The organism is Paenibacillus nasutitermitis, assembly GCF_014641075.1.
Taxonomy (GTDB): Bacteria; Bacillota; Bacilli; order Paenibacillales; family Paenibacillaceae; genus Paenibacillus_Z; species Paenibacillus_Z nasutitermitis.
Genome location: NZ_BMHP01000004.1, coordinates 559,521 through 574,157, shown reverse-complemented (window position 1 = coordinate 574,157; position 14,637 = coordinate 559,521). Strand labels below are relative to the sequence as shown.

Genomic DNA, 14,637 nt, shown 5'->3' with positions numbered 1-14,637 from the left:
CCCACTGAGGTGGATTTTGCAAATGCAATCCGCCTCCACGATTCAATCATCGCCTTTGGTACCGTCATATGCAGCCTGCATAATTTCGAGATAACGTTTCAGGTTCAGGTTATCCAGGCCTTTTACATAAGCGTCCCAATCCTTGTTCAGATCCTTGGCGCCTGTGACAAACTGCAGCGCGTTCTGATCGATATAATCCTTGATGTTTGTTTTCATCATGGCCGCTTCATCGGCTGTAGCCGGATCGACCCAGATGGCCCAATGCGGGAAGACATTCTCCGGCTGCTTGCCGTCGTACAGCTCCGTCGCCTGCTGCAATCTGCGCTCATAACCGGCGGAGGAGTAGATATCATCGGCCGCTACCCAGCTGTCCCGGTACTCCTTGGGATTGTAGTATTGGGCCATCGCACCCCAGCTGCTATTATGCGGTTTTTCGTCCTTCTTCATCTGGATAGTGGTAAAGAAAGGCGCAGTCGCGTCATTAATGGCTTTTTCACCTTCTGCCGGCTTTCTCCAATCCAGTCCTTCTTCGCCAAAGTTGGCGCGAAGATTGCCTTCCGGCGTCATCATATAATCCACTAATTTGATGGCAGCGATCTGAGCTTCTTCGCTTGCTTTGTTCGTCAATACGAACGAAGCGCCCGGGTCACTCGGATAGTTATAGGTCGCGTAGGATGCTTTGGGCCCTTGCAGGGGAGCCACCGGGTTATAATCTGCACCGTAAGGCGTATCGTCGCCCGTGCTTACGAAAATTGCAGGGTGCATACCGACGCCGGCGCCCAGGATCTGGGTTTCCGCATTGTCGCCGATTTTCTTGTAGGCTTCGGCATTCTGCGTGAAGGCGCCCGGATCAATCAGCCCTTCGTCGTACAACGATTTGACAAAGTCCAGTCCTTCCTTCCATTCGGGCTTATTGGCCGCAATGTCCACTTTATCGCCATCAAGCATCAGGTAGGTTCTGTCATCGTCATAAATAAATCCGTTCATAAAATAAGGAATAATATGCACGCCGTAATCTTCCGTAGAGCCGCTCAGCGGTACCTCGTCCGCTTTGCCGTTGCCGTTGGGATCCTTGGTTTTGAATGCTTTCAGCACAGCTTTGAACTCATCCGTTGTTGTCGGCATTTTCAGATCCAGCTTATCCAGCCATTTGGTGTTCAGCCACATTTTGTTCGGGTACGAGCAGTGGTAACATTCCACCAGCTGGGACAGACCGTAAATATAGCCGTCCGGAGCGGTATTCATCGCTTTGTAGTACGGATATTGATCCAGAGCTGCTTTAATATTCGGCGCATATTTGTCGATCAGATCATTTAGCGGGAGGACGACGCCTTGCTGGGAGAAACGAAGCAGATCCGTTTGCGAGAAGCGGTCTACCCAGGGAATCAGCATATACAGATCCGGATAATCGCCGCTGGCGAGCGAGATCTGTCTTTTTTCGGCTGCGCCGTCATACGGAATCGTCTGCCAATCGAACTGGATGTTGAACATTTTTTCCGCTTCCTTGGTAAAGGAATTGGTTTTAAGGTCCGTGTCGGCATTTTGCTGGGCGAAAATCGAAATTTTCACCGGAGCCTCCGATTGGCCGGTATTCCCCTCCCCTTCTGCCGCCGCTTTCTTGCCGCCGTTACCGGTACTGGCAGCCGTGCCGCCTTTATCCTTGGAACAAGCGGCTGCTACCAGCGAGAAAACAAGCATAAGCGAGATCAATAAGGTCATCGTCTTTTTCAATCTAATCCCTCCCGTTATTTTGTATAGTAATATGGCTCACTTACACTTACATAAGGACTCCCCCTCTCAAGGCAATACCGCGACCGTGTTTGCCTGTTTTCTTCACTATCCTTTCACAGAACCGATCAGCATCCCCTGGACAAAATAGCGCTGGACGAACGGGTAGATGATCAGTACGGGGAGACTGGCGACCACAATCAGCGAGTATTTCATCAGGTCCGCCATCTGCTGGCGCTTGACCATTTCCGACGCTTCGATATTGCCGGTCGCCGTATTGAGAATCAGAATATTGCGCAGTACCAGCTGCAGCGGATGGAGCGCCTGCGATTTCAAATAAATCAGGGCATCGAAATAGGCATTCCACTGGCCGACGGCATACATCAGCACAAGCACGGCAATGATGGGCTTGGACAGGGGAACAACGATGCTCCACATGAATCTCAGGTCGCTGCAGCCGTCCATTTCGCTCGCTTCCACCAGCTCGTCGGGAATCGACGATTGGAAGAAGGTCCGGGTAATAATGACCTGCCATACCCAGATAGCCTGCGGAATCAGCAGCGCCAAGCGCGTATCGATCATCCCGAGCTGCTTGACCACCAGATACATCGGGATCAGGCCACCGGAGAACAGCATCGTAAACACAATGAACATCATCAGCGCGTTGCGGCCGAAAAACGATTTCCTGGACAGCGGGTAAGCAAGAATAACGGTCAGCGTCACGCTGATGAGCGTCCCGGCAATGACATAGAACAAGGAATTCCCGTATCCCGTCAGCACCTGGGTGTTTTTGAAGACCGCCTGATAACCGGCTAATGAAAAATCAATCGGAAACAGCCATACTTTCCCCGACGACACGGCCGCCGGGCTGCTGAAGGACGAGCTGAAAATATAGACAAGCGGATACAACACGGCGAGCAGCACGGCCGTCAGCAGGATGTAGATCCCCGTCAGGAAGATCCGGTCGCCAAATGATTCGCGGATGCGGGTTCGGCTGGTTTGCATCTTGGACACTCCTCTCTTCACCTCTCTTACCAGAGACTGTTGTTGGATATTCGTCTTGCCAACGCGTTGACGAGCATGAGCAGGATGAGATTGATCACGGAATTAAACAATCCGACGGCCGTAGCGAAGCTGAAATTGGCATTGAGCAGTCCGATCTTGTACACATAAGTGGCAATAATCTCGGAGGTACTTGTGTTAAGCGGATTTTGCAGCAAATAAATCTTCTCGAAGCCGATCGCCATAATATTGCCTACGGACAAGATCAGAATAATAATGGCTGCCGGAAGCAGCCCCGGAATATCGATGTGAAAAATCTTCTGCACCCTGGACGCTCCGTCGACCCGGGCGGCCTCATAGAGAGCGGGGTCTACGCCGGCCAGGGCGGCCAAATAAATGACAGCGGAATACCCCATCGTCTGCCATACATCAGACCATACATAGACGGAGCGGAAAATACCGGGATCGCCGAGGAAGTTGACCGGCTCCATTCCCAATTGCTGCATCAGCGTGTTCATGATCCCGAGCCTCGGCGACATCAGGAGCATAATGATGGAAACCATTACGACGGTGGAAATAAAATATGGCGCATACGTTACCAGCTGCACGGCCCGCTTGAAGAAGCCATGGCGGATCTCATTGAGTCCAAGCGCCAGCAGGATCGGAATCGGAAAAGCGACAACCAGGTGATAGAGGCTGATAATCAGCGTGTTTTTCATCAGCACCCAGAAGACCGGATTTTCAAAAAACAATCTGAAATGCTTGAGCCCGGCCCACGGGCTGCCCCATATCCCTTTTACAATGCTGTAATCCTTGAAGGCAATGACGGCATTCAGCATGGGGATATACTTAAATATAAGAAAGAAAAGTACGGGGGGAATAATGAGCAGGTAAAACTGCCAATGTCTTCTGAAGCTTCTTCTGGCGTCAGCCCGAAGCCTCGCCCCTCTTAAGGCGTTGGTTTTCTTTGTTGGCTGTACGGCTCTGACCGTTTCCATAGGTTCCCTCCTTTATTGGTTTGGCAATGGTGGCTGCTACAATTTGGTAGCGCTTTCTTTACGCAAATATTACGGGTACACAGGCAGCTTCGTAAAGGTACACTTGGGAAATCGGGGTACAATTACGGGGTGTACCCTTCAATTTCCACCGTACGATAGACGTGAAACTCCCGGCCAGAAAGGGCCGGGAGTCGCGGACAGGCAGTTATTCATTTGTGGATTTACGGTAGAGACTGGGCGAAACCCCCTGCACGCGCTTGAATGCCCTGCGGAAAGAATGAGAGCTGTTGTAGCCGACCTGCAAAGCAATCTCGTCAATCGTCATAACGGAATCGAATAACAGCGCGGACGCGTGCTTGATGCGGATTTTCTCCAGAAAATCCGATACATGCTCGCCGGTTTGTTCCTTAAAAAGCTGGGAAATGTATTTTTCCGGCCGGCCTACCGATTCGGCGATCTGGTACATGGACAGATTGGCGTCTCCGAACCGGGCTTCTACAGCTTGGCGTATGGCGCTGACCGTTTCGTTTTCTTTCTCGTTCTTCTTCCTCACGATCAGGTCGCCGATCTGCTCTATGATCTCCTCCAGCTCACTGCGAACCTGGTCGATGCCCTCCGACAGCACCATCTGGACGGTCCGGTTCTTGAGCAGCTCGGATTCATCCGGATCTGGAATCGCCTTCTGATCGATCAGCTTCAGGATGGTTCCTTTGATTTCCCCGATGAGCTGCTGTGCCATCTCGGCAGACAAACCGCGTTCGGCAAAGTTTTGCACGAAAATCTGATCGGCAATCCGCTTGGCCTCCGTGGTTTCTCCAACCTTCAACGCGCTCAGCAGCCGCATTTCCTGATCGAGGGGATAATAATAAGTCGTGGTTTCCTTCCATATCTCCTGATACCAGATGATGTTTCCATCGCTGCCGGAGGCGGCGGCATAATCCATTGCCCGCCTTGCTTCCTCAAAGGAACGGCTGGTATCGGAGAGACTGTTAAATGACGATCCGAAGGAAATCGTGACGGATATGCGGTAATCCGCATCAAGAATGGCTTTGAGCTCCATCATCCGCTCCTCGATAACCATCCGCTGCAGCTCGCGGGGCTCGGAAGCAAGCGAACTAACCATGGCGATTTTGTCGGAATCCAGATCGGTAATGGCCGCTGTGGCATCAAGCGCGAGGACCGTTTGTTTAATCAGCAGGCGCGCAGCCTGCAGCTCGTTGAGGATTTCTTCCGAGTTCATGCCACTGTAGCCGTTAATCCGGATGATTCCCACAAAACCGTAATCACCTTGAAATTCGGTTCCCGATTGGGCGGCGGCTGCCCTGATTTCATGCAGCGAGTGGAACTCCCCCCGCAGAATGCGCTTAATGAAAGCGTCCCGGACAAGCGGTATCTGGCGGCTCAATTCCGTCTCCAGCAGCCGGTTGTCGCTGATCAGACCGGCGATATTGCCATGCAGGAAATCATAATCGTTACGTGCGGCATAGGAATCCTGACCGATCTGCTCGCGCACGATGCGGACAAGCCGGTTAATGGGCGTACTGTTGCGGTAAGCCAGCAGCAGGCAGATCAGAAGACCGATAACAAGTGCGACGGCCGTCACCGTCCACGTGAAATGCTGAATTTTAGTCGCCTGCTCCATCAGAGCGGCCTTGGGAATGCCGGCCACGTAAAGCCAGCCATTGCTTGCCGAGCGGACCGTGATCTGCAGCGTGTCATCGACGAATTGCCGGGTCTCCATCTCCTGGGGAGCCGACTTCAAGCCTATCTGAGCGATTTGGTCATTGTCGATGCCTGCGGAAGCCAGGGGCTTCCCATCCTTGTCCGTGATATAGGCCCAGCCGCCGTATTGGCTGGAGAAGCTCATCAGCATGCTGCTGATTTTGGACTCATCGATCAGGATAACGACCGTCCCTCTTGGTTTGCCAAAGCTGTTCAGCGGGAGGGACTGGATATAAGTCATGACAAAGGATTCCGTCTTGTTGCGGATATACGAGCGCAGCGGCAGGACTGTATCCTGATGACTGGCCTGAATGACCGTTTTCTTCCATTCCTCGAACGTCAAATCGCTGTATTGGTTCAGCTCATAATAATGAACCGGACGGTAATAAATCGTAGCCGGAGTCAGGATAACGTCATAATTATTCAGATAAATATAATAATTTTGCAGGAAGTCATTCGTTTTATCGTAATAGGACACATCCCGCCAGGTCTTCCACAATCCGTATATATTGTAGGAATCTTTCTTTACGCTTTCATTCATTATTAGCGTGATATCCTGATTGATTGCAAGCTGCCGCGTAAAATTCTTCACTTCAGCCATGCGCTGCTCCAGAACATCCTTACTCTGTTTCAGCAATAGCAGACTGGTATCGATCGAGTTCTTCTCGGCAGCGTTAATTGAAGTCTGGTACGTAATATAGCCCGCGATATTCGGAATAATCAGAATCACGAGATAGGATAACAGAAATCTTCGGAATGTTTTGGAAAACTTGCTCTTCATGATTATGCCGCCCCTTACTATGAAAGCGATTCCAATACTAGGTATATCTACTCTTCCGGCAGGTATAGCCTTACTTAACAAGTGCCCTAAGCGGCTTATACCCTCAGAATAAGCTTGCCGGTATTCAAATTTTCTTCCATGCGTCGGTGTGCTTCTCCGACCTCTTCCAGCGGATAAACGCGGTCAATAACCGGCTTCAGGCGTCCATCTGTGAGAGCAGGCAGAGCCGCCCGCGTAAACTCCCGGGTCAACCGCACCTTATAGTCCACGCTTCGCGGGGAAAGAAGCGTACCGATAATCGTGATCCGCTTGGCATAAATGGCAGCCAGGTTCACCTGCTCCACTTTGGAGCCGCCGAGCGAGCTGATCAGTACCATCCTGCCGTCAACAGCGAGACTGGCGATATTCCGCTCCCAGTACGAAGCGCCGACAAAATCGAGAATAACCTGGACGCCTTGTCCGCCCGTAGCTTTGCTTGCTTCCTCATCGAAGGACGCCTTCTTGTAGTTGACGGCAATATCAGCTCCAAGGCTCCTGCAAACCGCAAGCTTCTCGTCGCTTCCCGCCGTCACGATGACCTTGGCCCCTATAAGCTTGGCTAATTGTATGGCCGCCGTTCCTACACCGCTCGCCCCGGCGTGGATCAGCACCCACTGGTCTGCTTCCAGCTGCCCCTGCCAGAACAGCGTCTGATAGGCCGTAAGAAACACTTCCGGAATAGCGGCCGCCCTCTTCGTTTGGCAATATCGGCACGATTGACCGCCGCTGCCTTCACTTTAACCAATAATTCATTGTCGGCCGGAACCGGTGCGGGATAATCACCTGCAATTAACTGGTCGATCCCTCCAGGTTTCTTAACAAGAATTGCTTTCAATCGGTCAACCTCCCTGATTGGAATAATGGGGGCAGCCGCTCTCGGCTATCGCCCTGGTGCGGAACTATCTGTGTCTATGTTCCCTCCAGTTTAGCATGCCCGGCTGGATGTCTCAATTTAGCCTTGTGGGAAATCCGAAGATCATTCTCCTCGACGAGCCAACCACACGGCTTCGTTCGTCGGCGGGGATATTGTCATGGGTGGATGGCGCAAGCGCCCAGCCGGTATGCTCGATCATGGAAGCCATCCGTGCGCTGCTGTCAGGTCCGCCGTGTGGGTAATGATATATGGGTCGCGCTTGCGGGGTGAGTCGGGATTTTGCTCGTGGCCTATTGCGTTGAGATGAGGGTGTATAAAAAAGTAGGTGAGATTGTGAAGAAAGTAAAGAGAGGGAAACCAAATAAAAGCCCCGACGTCCAAGCCGGGTTGCGATCGCGGCGGCGATGATCCTGCTCGACGTGTGCAGGATCACCATTACCACAACATTTCCCCATAGAAACGCTGTATTACGCAATCTTTTGAGCGACTCGCATACCAAGTAAGACATATTCGGTTCCATCCGGAAGTACAGAAAACAACACAGGTATCCAATTTTCACCGAAGAATGCAGCGAATACCGTATCAGATACTGGTACGAGATTCGTTTCCAGTGGGGGTGCAAAACCTTCATTTCCATCAACTAATTCCCACACCAGGTGTGGTTCTCCGCCACGCTCAGTAATCGTAATAGCACTGCCTTCTCGCTTGTAGGTACCAAGGAATGGTTTAACATTCACCGAGACAGGTTTTTCTGGCGGTCTAAAAGAATCAGGTATCTTCACACCGGCTAGCTCATTTAGAAGTTCTTGAAATAACGAAGTATAAAGCTGGTATGCTCCTCCACCATTCGTCAACAAGACAATCGCAATACCTGCTTCCGGTACTACACGCAAATAACTATACTGTCCTATAGTAGCGCCATCATGGCCAAATCCAAAAACACCTTCCCAATCGTACAATGACCATCCTAATCCCCAACCGTCGGAGCTAAACGACCATTTATCCATGCAATTAACCTCGCGTGTCTGCATAGCAGTTACCGTCTCGGAATCCAATACACGTGTTCCATTAAGAGCGGTTCCTCCGTCTATATGCATTTTTGCTAATCGAACAACATCAGCAGAAGTAGCACAGAGAACACCACCATAAGGACCAGCTGAGCGAGGTAATGAATTCCAAGTGGGACACGGCTCTGGATCTTGTCCTGGTAATCCTAAATGGCCCATTGCCGATTGAAAACGCAATACATCTTCGGGTAATGTCACTGTACTGTTTAGTCCAAGTGGAGTACACAATCTATCCTTAAGTGCATCGTCCCACGTTTGTCCGGTTACAACCTCGATAATACGTCCCAAAACGTTGTATCCAACACTGCTGTAGGAAATTGCCATCCCTGGCGGACAATCCAAAGCTATATCTTTACTCGCCTCCACATAACGTGCTAGACAGTCATCGCCTCGACCTGTGTCATGCGTAAAATCGCATGTTAAACCACTCGTGTGACTGAGCAATTGCCGAATGGTAATTGTTTCGGTAGCTCTTTTATCAGGAGTTTCAAACTCTGGTAACACATCAATGACAGGTGCATCTAAGTCCAATTCACCTGATTCGGCCAATTGCATCACTAGAGTTGCAGTATAAATTTTGGTTATCGAACCAACTTGAAACACGGAGTCTGTCGTGACACTCACACCTGTTCCACGATGCAAAACACCACTTGCCAACTCATAAATTTCCCCGTTAATAAGTACTGCTAAAGATGCACCTGGAACGTGATTAGCAGCACGCAAGCGATCAAGTCTTTCTTGCCAATGAGCTGGATTGAATTTTGTCATTGTTTTATCTCCTTCTCAAGATGTTTTTTCGAAATTTTAGATTTGTTTCGTTTTCAAAAAATAAGCTTTAAATTTTATGGACCGATCGGTCAGTTAAATATACATTTTGCTAACCGAAAGGTCAATATATTTTTTTAAACCAATCATTAAAATGAAATACACAAAAAACCCCGATTTACACCATTTTGGTGAAAATCGGGGGTCTATGAAACGTATCCTCATATTTAGTCTATGGAGTTTTTAGAATTCCACTGCGAATCATCTTGCAAAAACGATCCATCTTATCGTATATGCGCCTGGCAAATTCATCATCCATGTTATTCTGATCTGTAAGCTCATTTAAAAATTGTCTCTCAAAGTGCCCTAAAGTAAGCATGATGAACTCCATCGCTTCGCTACGGTCTATCCCACTTTGCAGGTCAACTTGCTCAAATAGCTGCTCCCACACCTGATTTTTTATTCCTCGTTCAAAATTTTGAATCACATCTGCATATTCCTCTTCTAGTTCTGTTTTTAATTCCTCAGGAGTTATATAAAACGCTTCGTACAGCAATTTTGACTCATCTCGATTTTTCCGATAGTATTCAAATTTGTTACGCATCGAAATACTTATCGCCTCAAAAAAATCATCATATTCCAAAACAGAATTCGTTTGGAATACCTTCCCACCTTTTTCATAACAGTGTTCCAATAAGCTAAAATACAAATTTTTTTTACTCTTGAAATGATGGAAGATCAATGCCTTGGAGATACCGGCCGCTTCCCCCAACATTCCTGTTGAAGTATTTTTATAACCACGACGAGCAAACACAGCAAGACAAGCTTCCAGGATCTTATCTCTTTCATAAAGCTGCAGGGGCATCTCCATCGTCCCTTCCTTTTACCGACCGATCGATTAGTTAGTAAATTATAATGTAGTCTCCATCGACTGTCAATTACGCCCGGAATGGAAGCGGATGGTCCCTCTTTGGCTGGCAGTCCTTCAGGATATGGATATGTGCTTCTCCGCCATCTCCTGATGAACCTTGCGGAATTTACCTGGAGGACAGCCGACTTGGCGGCGAAACAAATTGGAAAAGAAGGTAGGGTCCTCATACCCCACTAGAATCGCAATCTGGATGACCTTCTCGTCGCTCTCCACCAAATATTGTTTGGCCCGTTTGATGCGGATTTCATGGACACGCTCCGTGAGCGTAAGCCCTGTTTCTTTCTTGAAAATGCGGTTCATCTGGCGCGTGCTTATATTAAAAAGTTCACTTATGGCGGATATGGACAGTTTTTCGGCATAATGGCTCTCTAGAAAACCATTCACCCTGCGCGTCAAGATCCGGCTCCGGCTGTTTCGTATGCTTTTGAGCTCCGGCTGGCAAGATGAATTCTGGCTTTTGTAGCGGGATATCAGCACGAGAAGCTTCAGTACCAGAATTTTGATCAAGGCGTGATGGTTCGCTTGCTTGAACCGCCATTCCAGCTGAATACCGTTGAGCAAGGATACGGCGCGTATGTTGTCCTGGTTTTTTAAATTCAACCGGTTGCAGCAATGCCCCCCTTTATCTGGCAGGATGTAGGAATGGGAATCATCCATCAAGGCTGTAATTCCCAACTGTCGCAATAAACTTTCATGAATAAAATCAGAATTGAACCGGCATTGGATCATTTCAAGCGGTTCGTCCTGCCTCACCTCGTAATAGTGATTTTCGCCCGAATTGAAGATGATGATATCATGCGTGTGTATATCGCAGCAATTCCCCTCGCCAATGTATCTGGCATCGCCCCGTACAATATAAACCAGCTCGACATAATCATGCTCCTGTATAAAATGGTTTTGATGTTGTTCAAGCAAGACGCGGGAGATCGAGAACGGAATTTTTTCCTCATTCAAACAGGAATGATTTGAACAAAAATTGAGCATGCCAACTCCCCTTTGCACCAATATGCTGTAGTCAAGAGTAGTGAACACTCATCCGGTTATACGATCACTCGGTTAATTGTATGACTTGAACCTGCTTGCCTCTGATTTGATGGATAATATCCGGACTGGTTTTGGAATCGGTAATCAGATGATGAATCCCTCGCCAATCGTTTACAGATACAAAGGACTGAATGTCGAATTTGCTGTAATCTGCCAGTACGTATACCTCCTCTGCCATCTGCATCATTTTTTTTTTGATCCTCGCCTGCATTTCGTTCGATTCGCTGATCCCACGCTCCAAATGCACGCCCTTGCAGGAAATAAAAGCTTTATCCACATGGAAATCATCCACTGTTTTCTCAGCGATCGGACCGATAAAAGACAAGGAATTCGAAAGCATATTTCCCCCTGTATTGAAGACCTGAATATTCTTCTTCACGCTGAGCTCCAGACTGACCTTAAGGGAATTGGTAATGACAGTGAGCGGAATATCAGGCAGCTTGGAAGCCATATACCAGGCAGTCGTGCTCGCATCCAGTACAATCCGGTCATGGGGGGCAATGTGCTGGATAGCCGCTTCGGCAATTTTTCCTTTCTCCCTGATGTTGGTGATCTCGCGTTCCTTATAGGGAATTTCCGGCGTATTGCGTTTAATGCCATGCGCTCCTCCGAAGCTGCGACAAAGTCTGCCTTCGCTTTCCAGCTTGCCTAAATCCCTGCGAATGGTTTCCTCCGTTACCTGGCATAGTTGGCTGAGCTCCGTCACCCGAACGCTTCCGCGTTCATTGACCAGATCGACAATTCGCTGGTATCTCGCAGCAGCAAGCATGATTCAATCACCCCTTGAACTCCTCTGCATATATGATCGTCCGCCCTTTTCTGGCGTAAAGGATCAGAACCATGCCGGCGCCTCCCGCGCAGATAAAGAGGATCCAGCCCCATGCATGCAGGGTAATAGCCTGAATAAGGACCGCGATCAGCCGCATGGCAAACCAGATCAGCATCTGAATGCCGATCACCAAACAAACACGGCGGAACAAGGTGCCTGCCAAGTAGCTTTTTTGATAGGCATGCTGGGTAATAAACACGAATGCAAGCCAGAGAACACCCAGCAATAGGAAGGAAAAGTTGTCAAAAGCCCGCCATGCGGAAGGATTAATATGAAGGACGATCAGCAAATTCGAAATCAAATCGCGCATTTCGAACCACAGATAGATGCCCAGACCACTCGTCACAAAGGAAAGCAAATAGGAATAGATGCCCGCTTTTGCTTTCCTGCTGCTCATTTTCATGTAATCATCCATGGGAGGACTGTTCCTCCCACTTCATTCTGACCGAATCGAGCTGCATCAGCGTATAGGTTCTTGTTTCTTCACTGTCGACCAGACGTGTTCTTCTTAAATAATGGGCAAGCCGCTTCAGCTTCCTTACATAGCTCCTTCTTGCCGCCTCCTGCAGCTTCCGGGACTTCTCCAGATTCCCCTGCTGGTGCAGCTTGATGATCCGCTCATTATGCCGGGCCGTCCACTGCTCCGGAATATCGTTGCTCGCGGTGATCCGCTCCAGCTCCTCATGTTTCCTGACGATGAGAATGCCGGCTACCGCTTTCATGTACCATAGAAAACCCACCATAATCAGTCCCAGCAGAAACAGAAAAGCCAGGATCGTGACCAGAATCAGCGTCATAATTGATCCACCCCCCGCAGGCTGAGTTCGCCGGCGAAATGACAAGCAGCATAATGGCCTTCCTCCACCTTGACCATAGGCGGACTTTCCTTCTTGCAGACATCCTGTGCATAAGGGCAGCGCGGATGAAAATAACAGCCGGATGGCGGATTGGCGGGATTGGCGACTTCGCCGGCAAGAATAATCCGGTTGGATTTCTTCCGGGGATCCGGTATTGGTTTGGCCGACAAAAGCGCTTCCGTATACGGATGCATGGGGCGGTTGAACAGCTCCTTGGTAGTGGCCGTTTCCACCATCTTGCCGACATACATGACCCCGACCCGGTTGGAAATATGCTGAATGACGCCAAGATCATGGGAAATAAACAAATAACTCAGATTCAGCTTGGCCTGCAGGTCCTGCAGCAGATTAATGATCTGTGCCTGCACGGATACATCCAGGGCCGATACCGCTTCGTCACACACAATAAACTTCGGGTTCGTCGCCAATGCGCGGGCGATCCCGATCCGCTGTCTTTGCCCTCCGCTGAAGGCATGGGGATATCTTTCCATATGGCGGCTGTTGAGTCCGACAAGCTCCATCAACTCGCGGACACGCTCCTTCAGCGCATCCCCGCTGGCCAAATTATTGCATACCAGAGGCTCTCCTACGATATTCAGCACGGTCATCCTGGGGTTGAGCGAAGAATAGGGATCCTGGAAAATAAGCTGCATGTCTCTTCGTATCGCGCGCAGACTCTTGGAATCCAGCCTGGTAATATCGACCATTGTTCCGTCATGCTGCCGGAATTTCGTTTCCCCCGAGGTTGGCTCAATAGCCCGCAGAATACAGCGGCCCAAAGATGTTTTCCCGCAGCCGGATTCGCCGACCAGACCTAAGGTTTCCCCGGGGCCGATATGGATACTCACATCGTCAACCGCTTTGACATAACCGACCGTACGCTGAAAGAAACCTTTCGTAATCGGAAAATATTTCTTCATCGCCTTGACCTCAAGAATCTGCTCTACCGTTTCCATAGCTGCCTCTTCTCCTCTATTCCAGGTTGGTTTCAGCCAGCACACATCTGACGCGATGTCCTTCCTTGACCTTGATCAAGGGAATGTCCTCCTTGTTGCATACGCCATCGACCGCATGCTTGCACCGGGAATAAAATCCGCATCCCTTGGGGAGATTCATCGGAAATGGAACCGTCCCTTCGATGGACTCCAGCCTTTGGTTTTCTTTGTTAATGGCCGGAATGGAGTTCAGCAAGGCTTTCGTATAGGGATGCTGGGCTCCGTGGAATAACGTATCCACATCCGTGTATTCCACAACCTTGCCCAGATACATGACGGCCACATCATCGGACATTTCGGCAATCACGCCAAGGTCATGGGTGATGAAGACCACTGACATATCGTTTTGGGCTTTAAGCTCGTTGATCAAATAAAGCACCTGCGCCTGAACAGTTACATCCAGCGCCGTTGTTGGCTCATCCGCGATCAATATCGAGGGCTTGCAGGATAAGGCCATTGCAATCATGGCCCGCTGCCGCATACCGCCTGACAACTGATGCGGATATTCATTCATCCGCTGCTCCACATTGGACATCCCGACACTTTTCAAGGTCTGAATGGCGATTTCCCTGGCTTTCTCCTCATTGTCGGTGCTATGAAGAAGGATCGCTTCCATAATTTGATTCCCGATCGTATGGATGGGCGAGAATGCTTTCATCGGTTCCTGGAAAATCATCGCGATTTCGCCGCCACGGATATCGCGGATTTCTTTTCCCAATGCATCCAGCTTGACCAAGTCTGTCACTTTGGCCTGATCGCGGTCTTTTTTCCGGTTGAGCAGAATTTGTCCCTCGACTTTTCCCGGCTTGGGAACAATGCGCAGCAGCGCCTGGGAAGTTACGCTTTTTCCGCAGCCGCTTTCCCCTACGATGCCAAGTGTTTTGCCCCGCTTAATCGTTAAATCCACGCCATCCACTGCTTTAAGAATACCTTCATCCAGATGAAAATGTGTGGTCAGATCCTTTACTTCCAGAACGATATCACCTGTTGCGGCCATGGAAAGCC

The 14,637-nt window shown here is 49.6% G+C and carries 14 protein-coding genes; 1 reads left to right on the top strand and 13 read right to left on the bottom strand.

The window, feature by feature from the left end:
• Nucleotides 1-42: 42 nt before the first annotated feature.
• The 5 genes from IEY46_RS27035 to IEY46_RS27015 all read right to left on the bottom strand — a co-directional run bounded on the left by IEY46_RS27035 (nucleotide 43) and on the right by IEY46_RS27015 (nucleotide 6,941).
• On the bottom strand, nucleotides 43-1,731 hold the full coding sequence (locus IEY46_RS27035; RefSeq protein ID WP_188997035.1) for a type 2 periplasmic-binding domain-containing protein: 1,689 nt from the start codon (nucleotides 1,729-1,731) through the stop codon (nucleotides 43-45).
• Nucleotides 1,732-1,836: 105 nt separating this feature from the next.
• Nucleotides 1,837-2,733, bottom strand: coding sequence for a carbohydrate ABC transporter permease (locus IEY46_RS27030; RefSeq protein ID WP_188997033.1), 897 nt, complete (start codon nucleotides 2,731-2,733; stop codon nucleotides 1,837-1,839).
• 26 nt (nucleotides 2,734-2,759) lie between these two features.
• Nucleotides 2,760-3,614, bottom strand: a complete 855-nt coding sequence (locus tag IEY46_RS27025) for an ABC transporter permease (protein WP_373288903.1) — start codon at nucleotides 3,612-3,614, stop codon at nucleotides 2,760-2,762.
• 319 nt (nucleotides 3,615-3,933) lie between these two features.
• Nucleotides 3,934-6,231: a helix-turn-helix domain-containing protein gene (locus IEY46_RS27020; RefSeq protein WP_188997030.1), complete on the bottom strand. Its 2,298-nt coding sequence runs from the start codon at nucleotides 6,229-6,231 to the stop codon at nucleotides 3,934-3,936.
• Nucleotides 6,232-6,326: 95 nt separating this feature from the next.
• Nucleotides 6,327-6,941, bottom strand: coding sequence for a zinc-binding dehydrogenase (locus IEY46_RS27015; protein WP_308422846.1), 615 nt, complete (start codon nucleotides 6,939-6,941; stop codon nucleotides 6,327-6,329).
• Between the two features lie 271 nt (nucleotides 6,942-7,212).
• Between IEY46_RS27015 and IEY46_RS27010 the strand changes: the two genes are divergently transcribed.
• On the top strand, nucleotides 7,213-7,386 hold the full coding sequence (locus IEY46_RS27010; RefSeq protein WP_188997028.1) for a P-loop NTPase family protein: 174 nt from the start codon (nucleotides 7,213-7,215) through the stop codon (nucleotides 7,384-7,386).
• A 225-nt stretch (nucleotides 7,387-7,611) separates the two neighbouring features.
• On the opposite strand, the gene IEY46_RS27005 is transcribed toward IEY46_RS27010, so the two are convergent.
• From IEY46_RS27005 to IEY46_RS26970, 8 genes are all read right to left on the bottom strand, one after another.
• Nucleotides 7,612-8,979, bottom strand: a complete 1,368-nt coding sequence (locus IEY46_RS27005) for a serine hydrolase domain-containing protein (RefSeq protein WP_188997026.1) — start codon at nucleotides 8,977-8,979, stop codon at nucleotides 7,612-7,614.
• Between the two features lie 229 nt (nucleotides 8,980-9,208).
• Entirely contained in the window at nucleotides 9,209-9,847 is a 639-nt protein-coding gene (locus tag IEY46_RS27000; protein WP_229750566.1) for a TetR/AcrR family transcriptional regulator, read from the bottom strand.
• A 114-nt stretch (nucleotides 9,848-9,961) separates the two neighbouring features.
• Nucleotides 9,962-10,891, bottom strand: a complete 930-nt coding sequence (locus tag IEY46_RS26995) for an AraC family transcriptional regulator (RefSeq protein ID WP_188997024.1) — start codon at nucleotides 10,889-10,891, stop codon at nucleotides 9,962-9,964.
• 64 nt (nucleotides 10,892-10,955) lie between these two features.
• Nucleotides 10,956-11,720 (bottom strand): DeoR/GlpR family DNA-binding transcription regulator, encoded by a 765-nt coding sequence (locus IEY46_RS26990; RefSeq protein ID WP_188997022.1) that lies wholly within the window; start codon nucleotides 11,718-11,720, stop codon nucleotides 10,956-10,958.
• Between the two features lie 7 nt (nucleotides 11,721-11,727).
• Nucleotides 11,728-12,195: a hypothetical protein gene (locus IEY46_RS26985; protein ID WP_188997020.1), complete on the bottom strand. Its 468-nt coding sequence runs from the start codon at nucleotides 12,193-12,195 to the stop codon at nucleotides 11,728-11,730.
• Complete coding sequence (locus IEY46_RS26980; protein WP_188997018.1) at nucleotides 12,188-12,577, bottom strand: hypothetical protein; 390 nt, start codon at nucleotides 12,575-12,577, stop codon at nucleotides 12,188-12,190. The genes IEY46_RS26985 and IEY46_RS26980 overlap by 8 nt, the downstream gene beginning before the upstream one ends.
• Nucleotides 12,574-13,593, bottom strand: coding sequence for an ABC transporter ATP-binding protein (locus tag IEY46_RS26975; protein ID WP_188997016.1), 1,020 nt, complete (start codon nucleotides 13,591-13,593; stop codon nucleotides 12,574-12,576). The genes IEY46_RS26980 and IEY46_RS26975 overlap by 4 nt, the downstream gene beginning before the upstream one ends.
• Nucleotides 13,594-13,609: 16 nt before the next feature.
• Entirely contained in the window at nucleotides 13,610-14,629 is a 1,020-nt protein-coding gene (locus IEY46_RS26970; protein ID WP_188997014.1) for an ABC transporter ATP-binding protein, read from the bottom strand.
• Between the last annotated feature and the right edge of the window lie 8 nt (nucleotides 14,630-14,637).

What these genes read in the sequence shown, in the direction of transcription:
- IEY46_RS27030 (WP_188997033.1), bottom strand. Translation starts at nt 2,733, where the DNA reads ATGCAAACCAGCCGAACCCGCATCCGCGAATCATTTGGCGACCGGATC.
- IEY46_RS27020 (WP_188997030.1), bottom strand. Translation starts at nt 6,231, where the DNA reads ATGAAGAGCAAGTTTTCCAAAACATTCCGAAGATTTCTGTTATCCTAT.
- IEY46_RS27010 (WP_188997028.1), top strand. Translation starts at nt 7,213, where the DNA reads ATGTCTCAATTTAGCCTTGTGGGAAATCCGAAGATCATTCTCCTCGAC.
- IEY46_RS27005 (WP_188997026.1), bottom strand. Translation starts at nt 8,979, where the DNA reads ATGACAAAATTCAATCCAGCTCATTGGCAAGAAAGACTTGATCGCTTG.
- IEY46_RS27000 (WP_229750566.1), bottom strand. Translation starts at nt 9,847, where the DNA reads ATGGAGATGCCCCTGCAGCTTTATGAAAGAGATAAGATCCTGGAAGCT.
- IEY46_RS26995 (WP_188997024.1), bottom strand. Translation starts at nt 10,891, where the DNA reads ATGCTCAATTTTTGTTCAAATCATTCCTGTTTGAATGAGGAAAAAATT.
- IEY46_RS26990 (WP_188997022.1), bottom strand. Translation starts at nt 11,720, where the DNA reads ATGCTTGCTGCTGCGAGATACCAGCGAATTGTCGATCTGGTCAATGAA.
- IEY46_RS26985 (WP_188997020.1), bottom strand. Translation starts at nt 12,195, where the DNA reads ATGGATGATTACATGAAAATGAGCAGCAGGAAAGCAAAAGCGGGCATC.
- IEY46_RS26980 (WP_188997018.1), bottom strand. Translation starts at nt 12,577, where the DNA reads ATGACGCTGATTCTGGTCACGATCCTGGCTTTTCTGTTTCTGCTGGGA.
- IEY46_RS26975 (WP_188997016.1), bottom strand. Translation starts at nt 13,593, where the DNA reads ATGGAAACGGTAGAGCAGATTCTTGAGGTCAAGGCGATGAAGAAATAT.
- IEY46_RS26970 (WP_188997014.1), bottom strand. Translation starts at nt 14,629, where the DNA reads ATGGCCGCAACAGGTGATATCGTTCTGGAAGTAAAGGATCTGACCACA.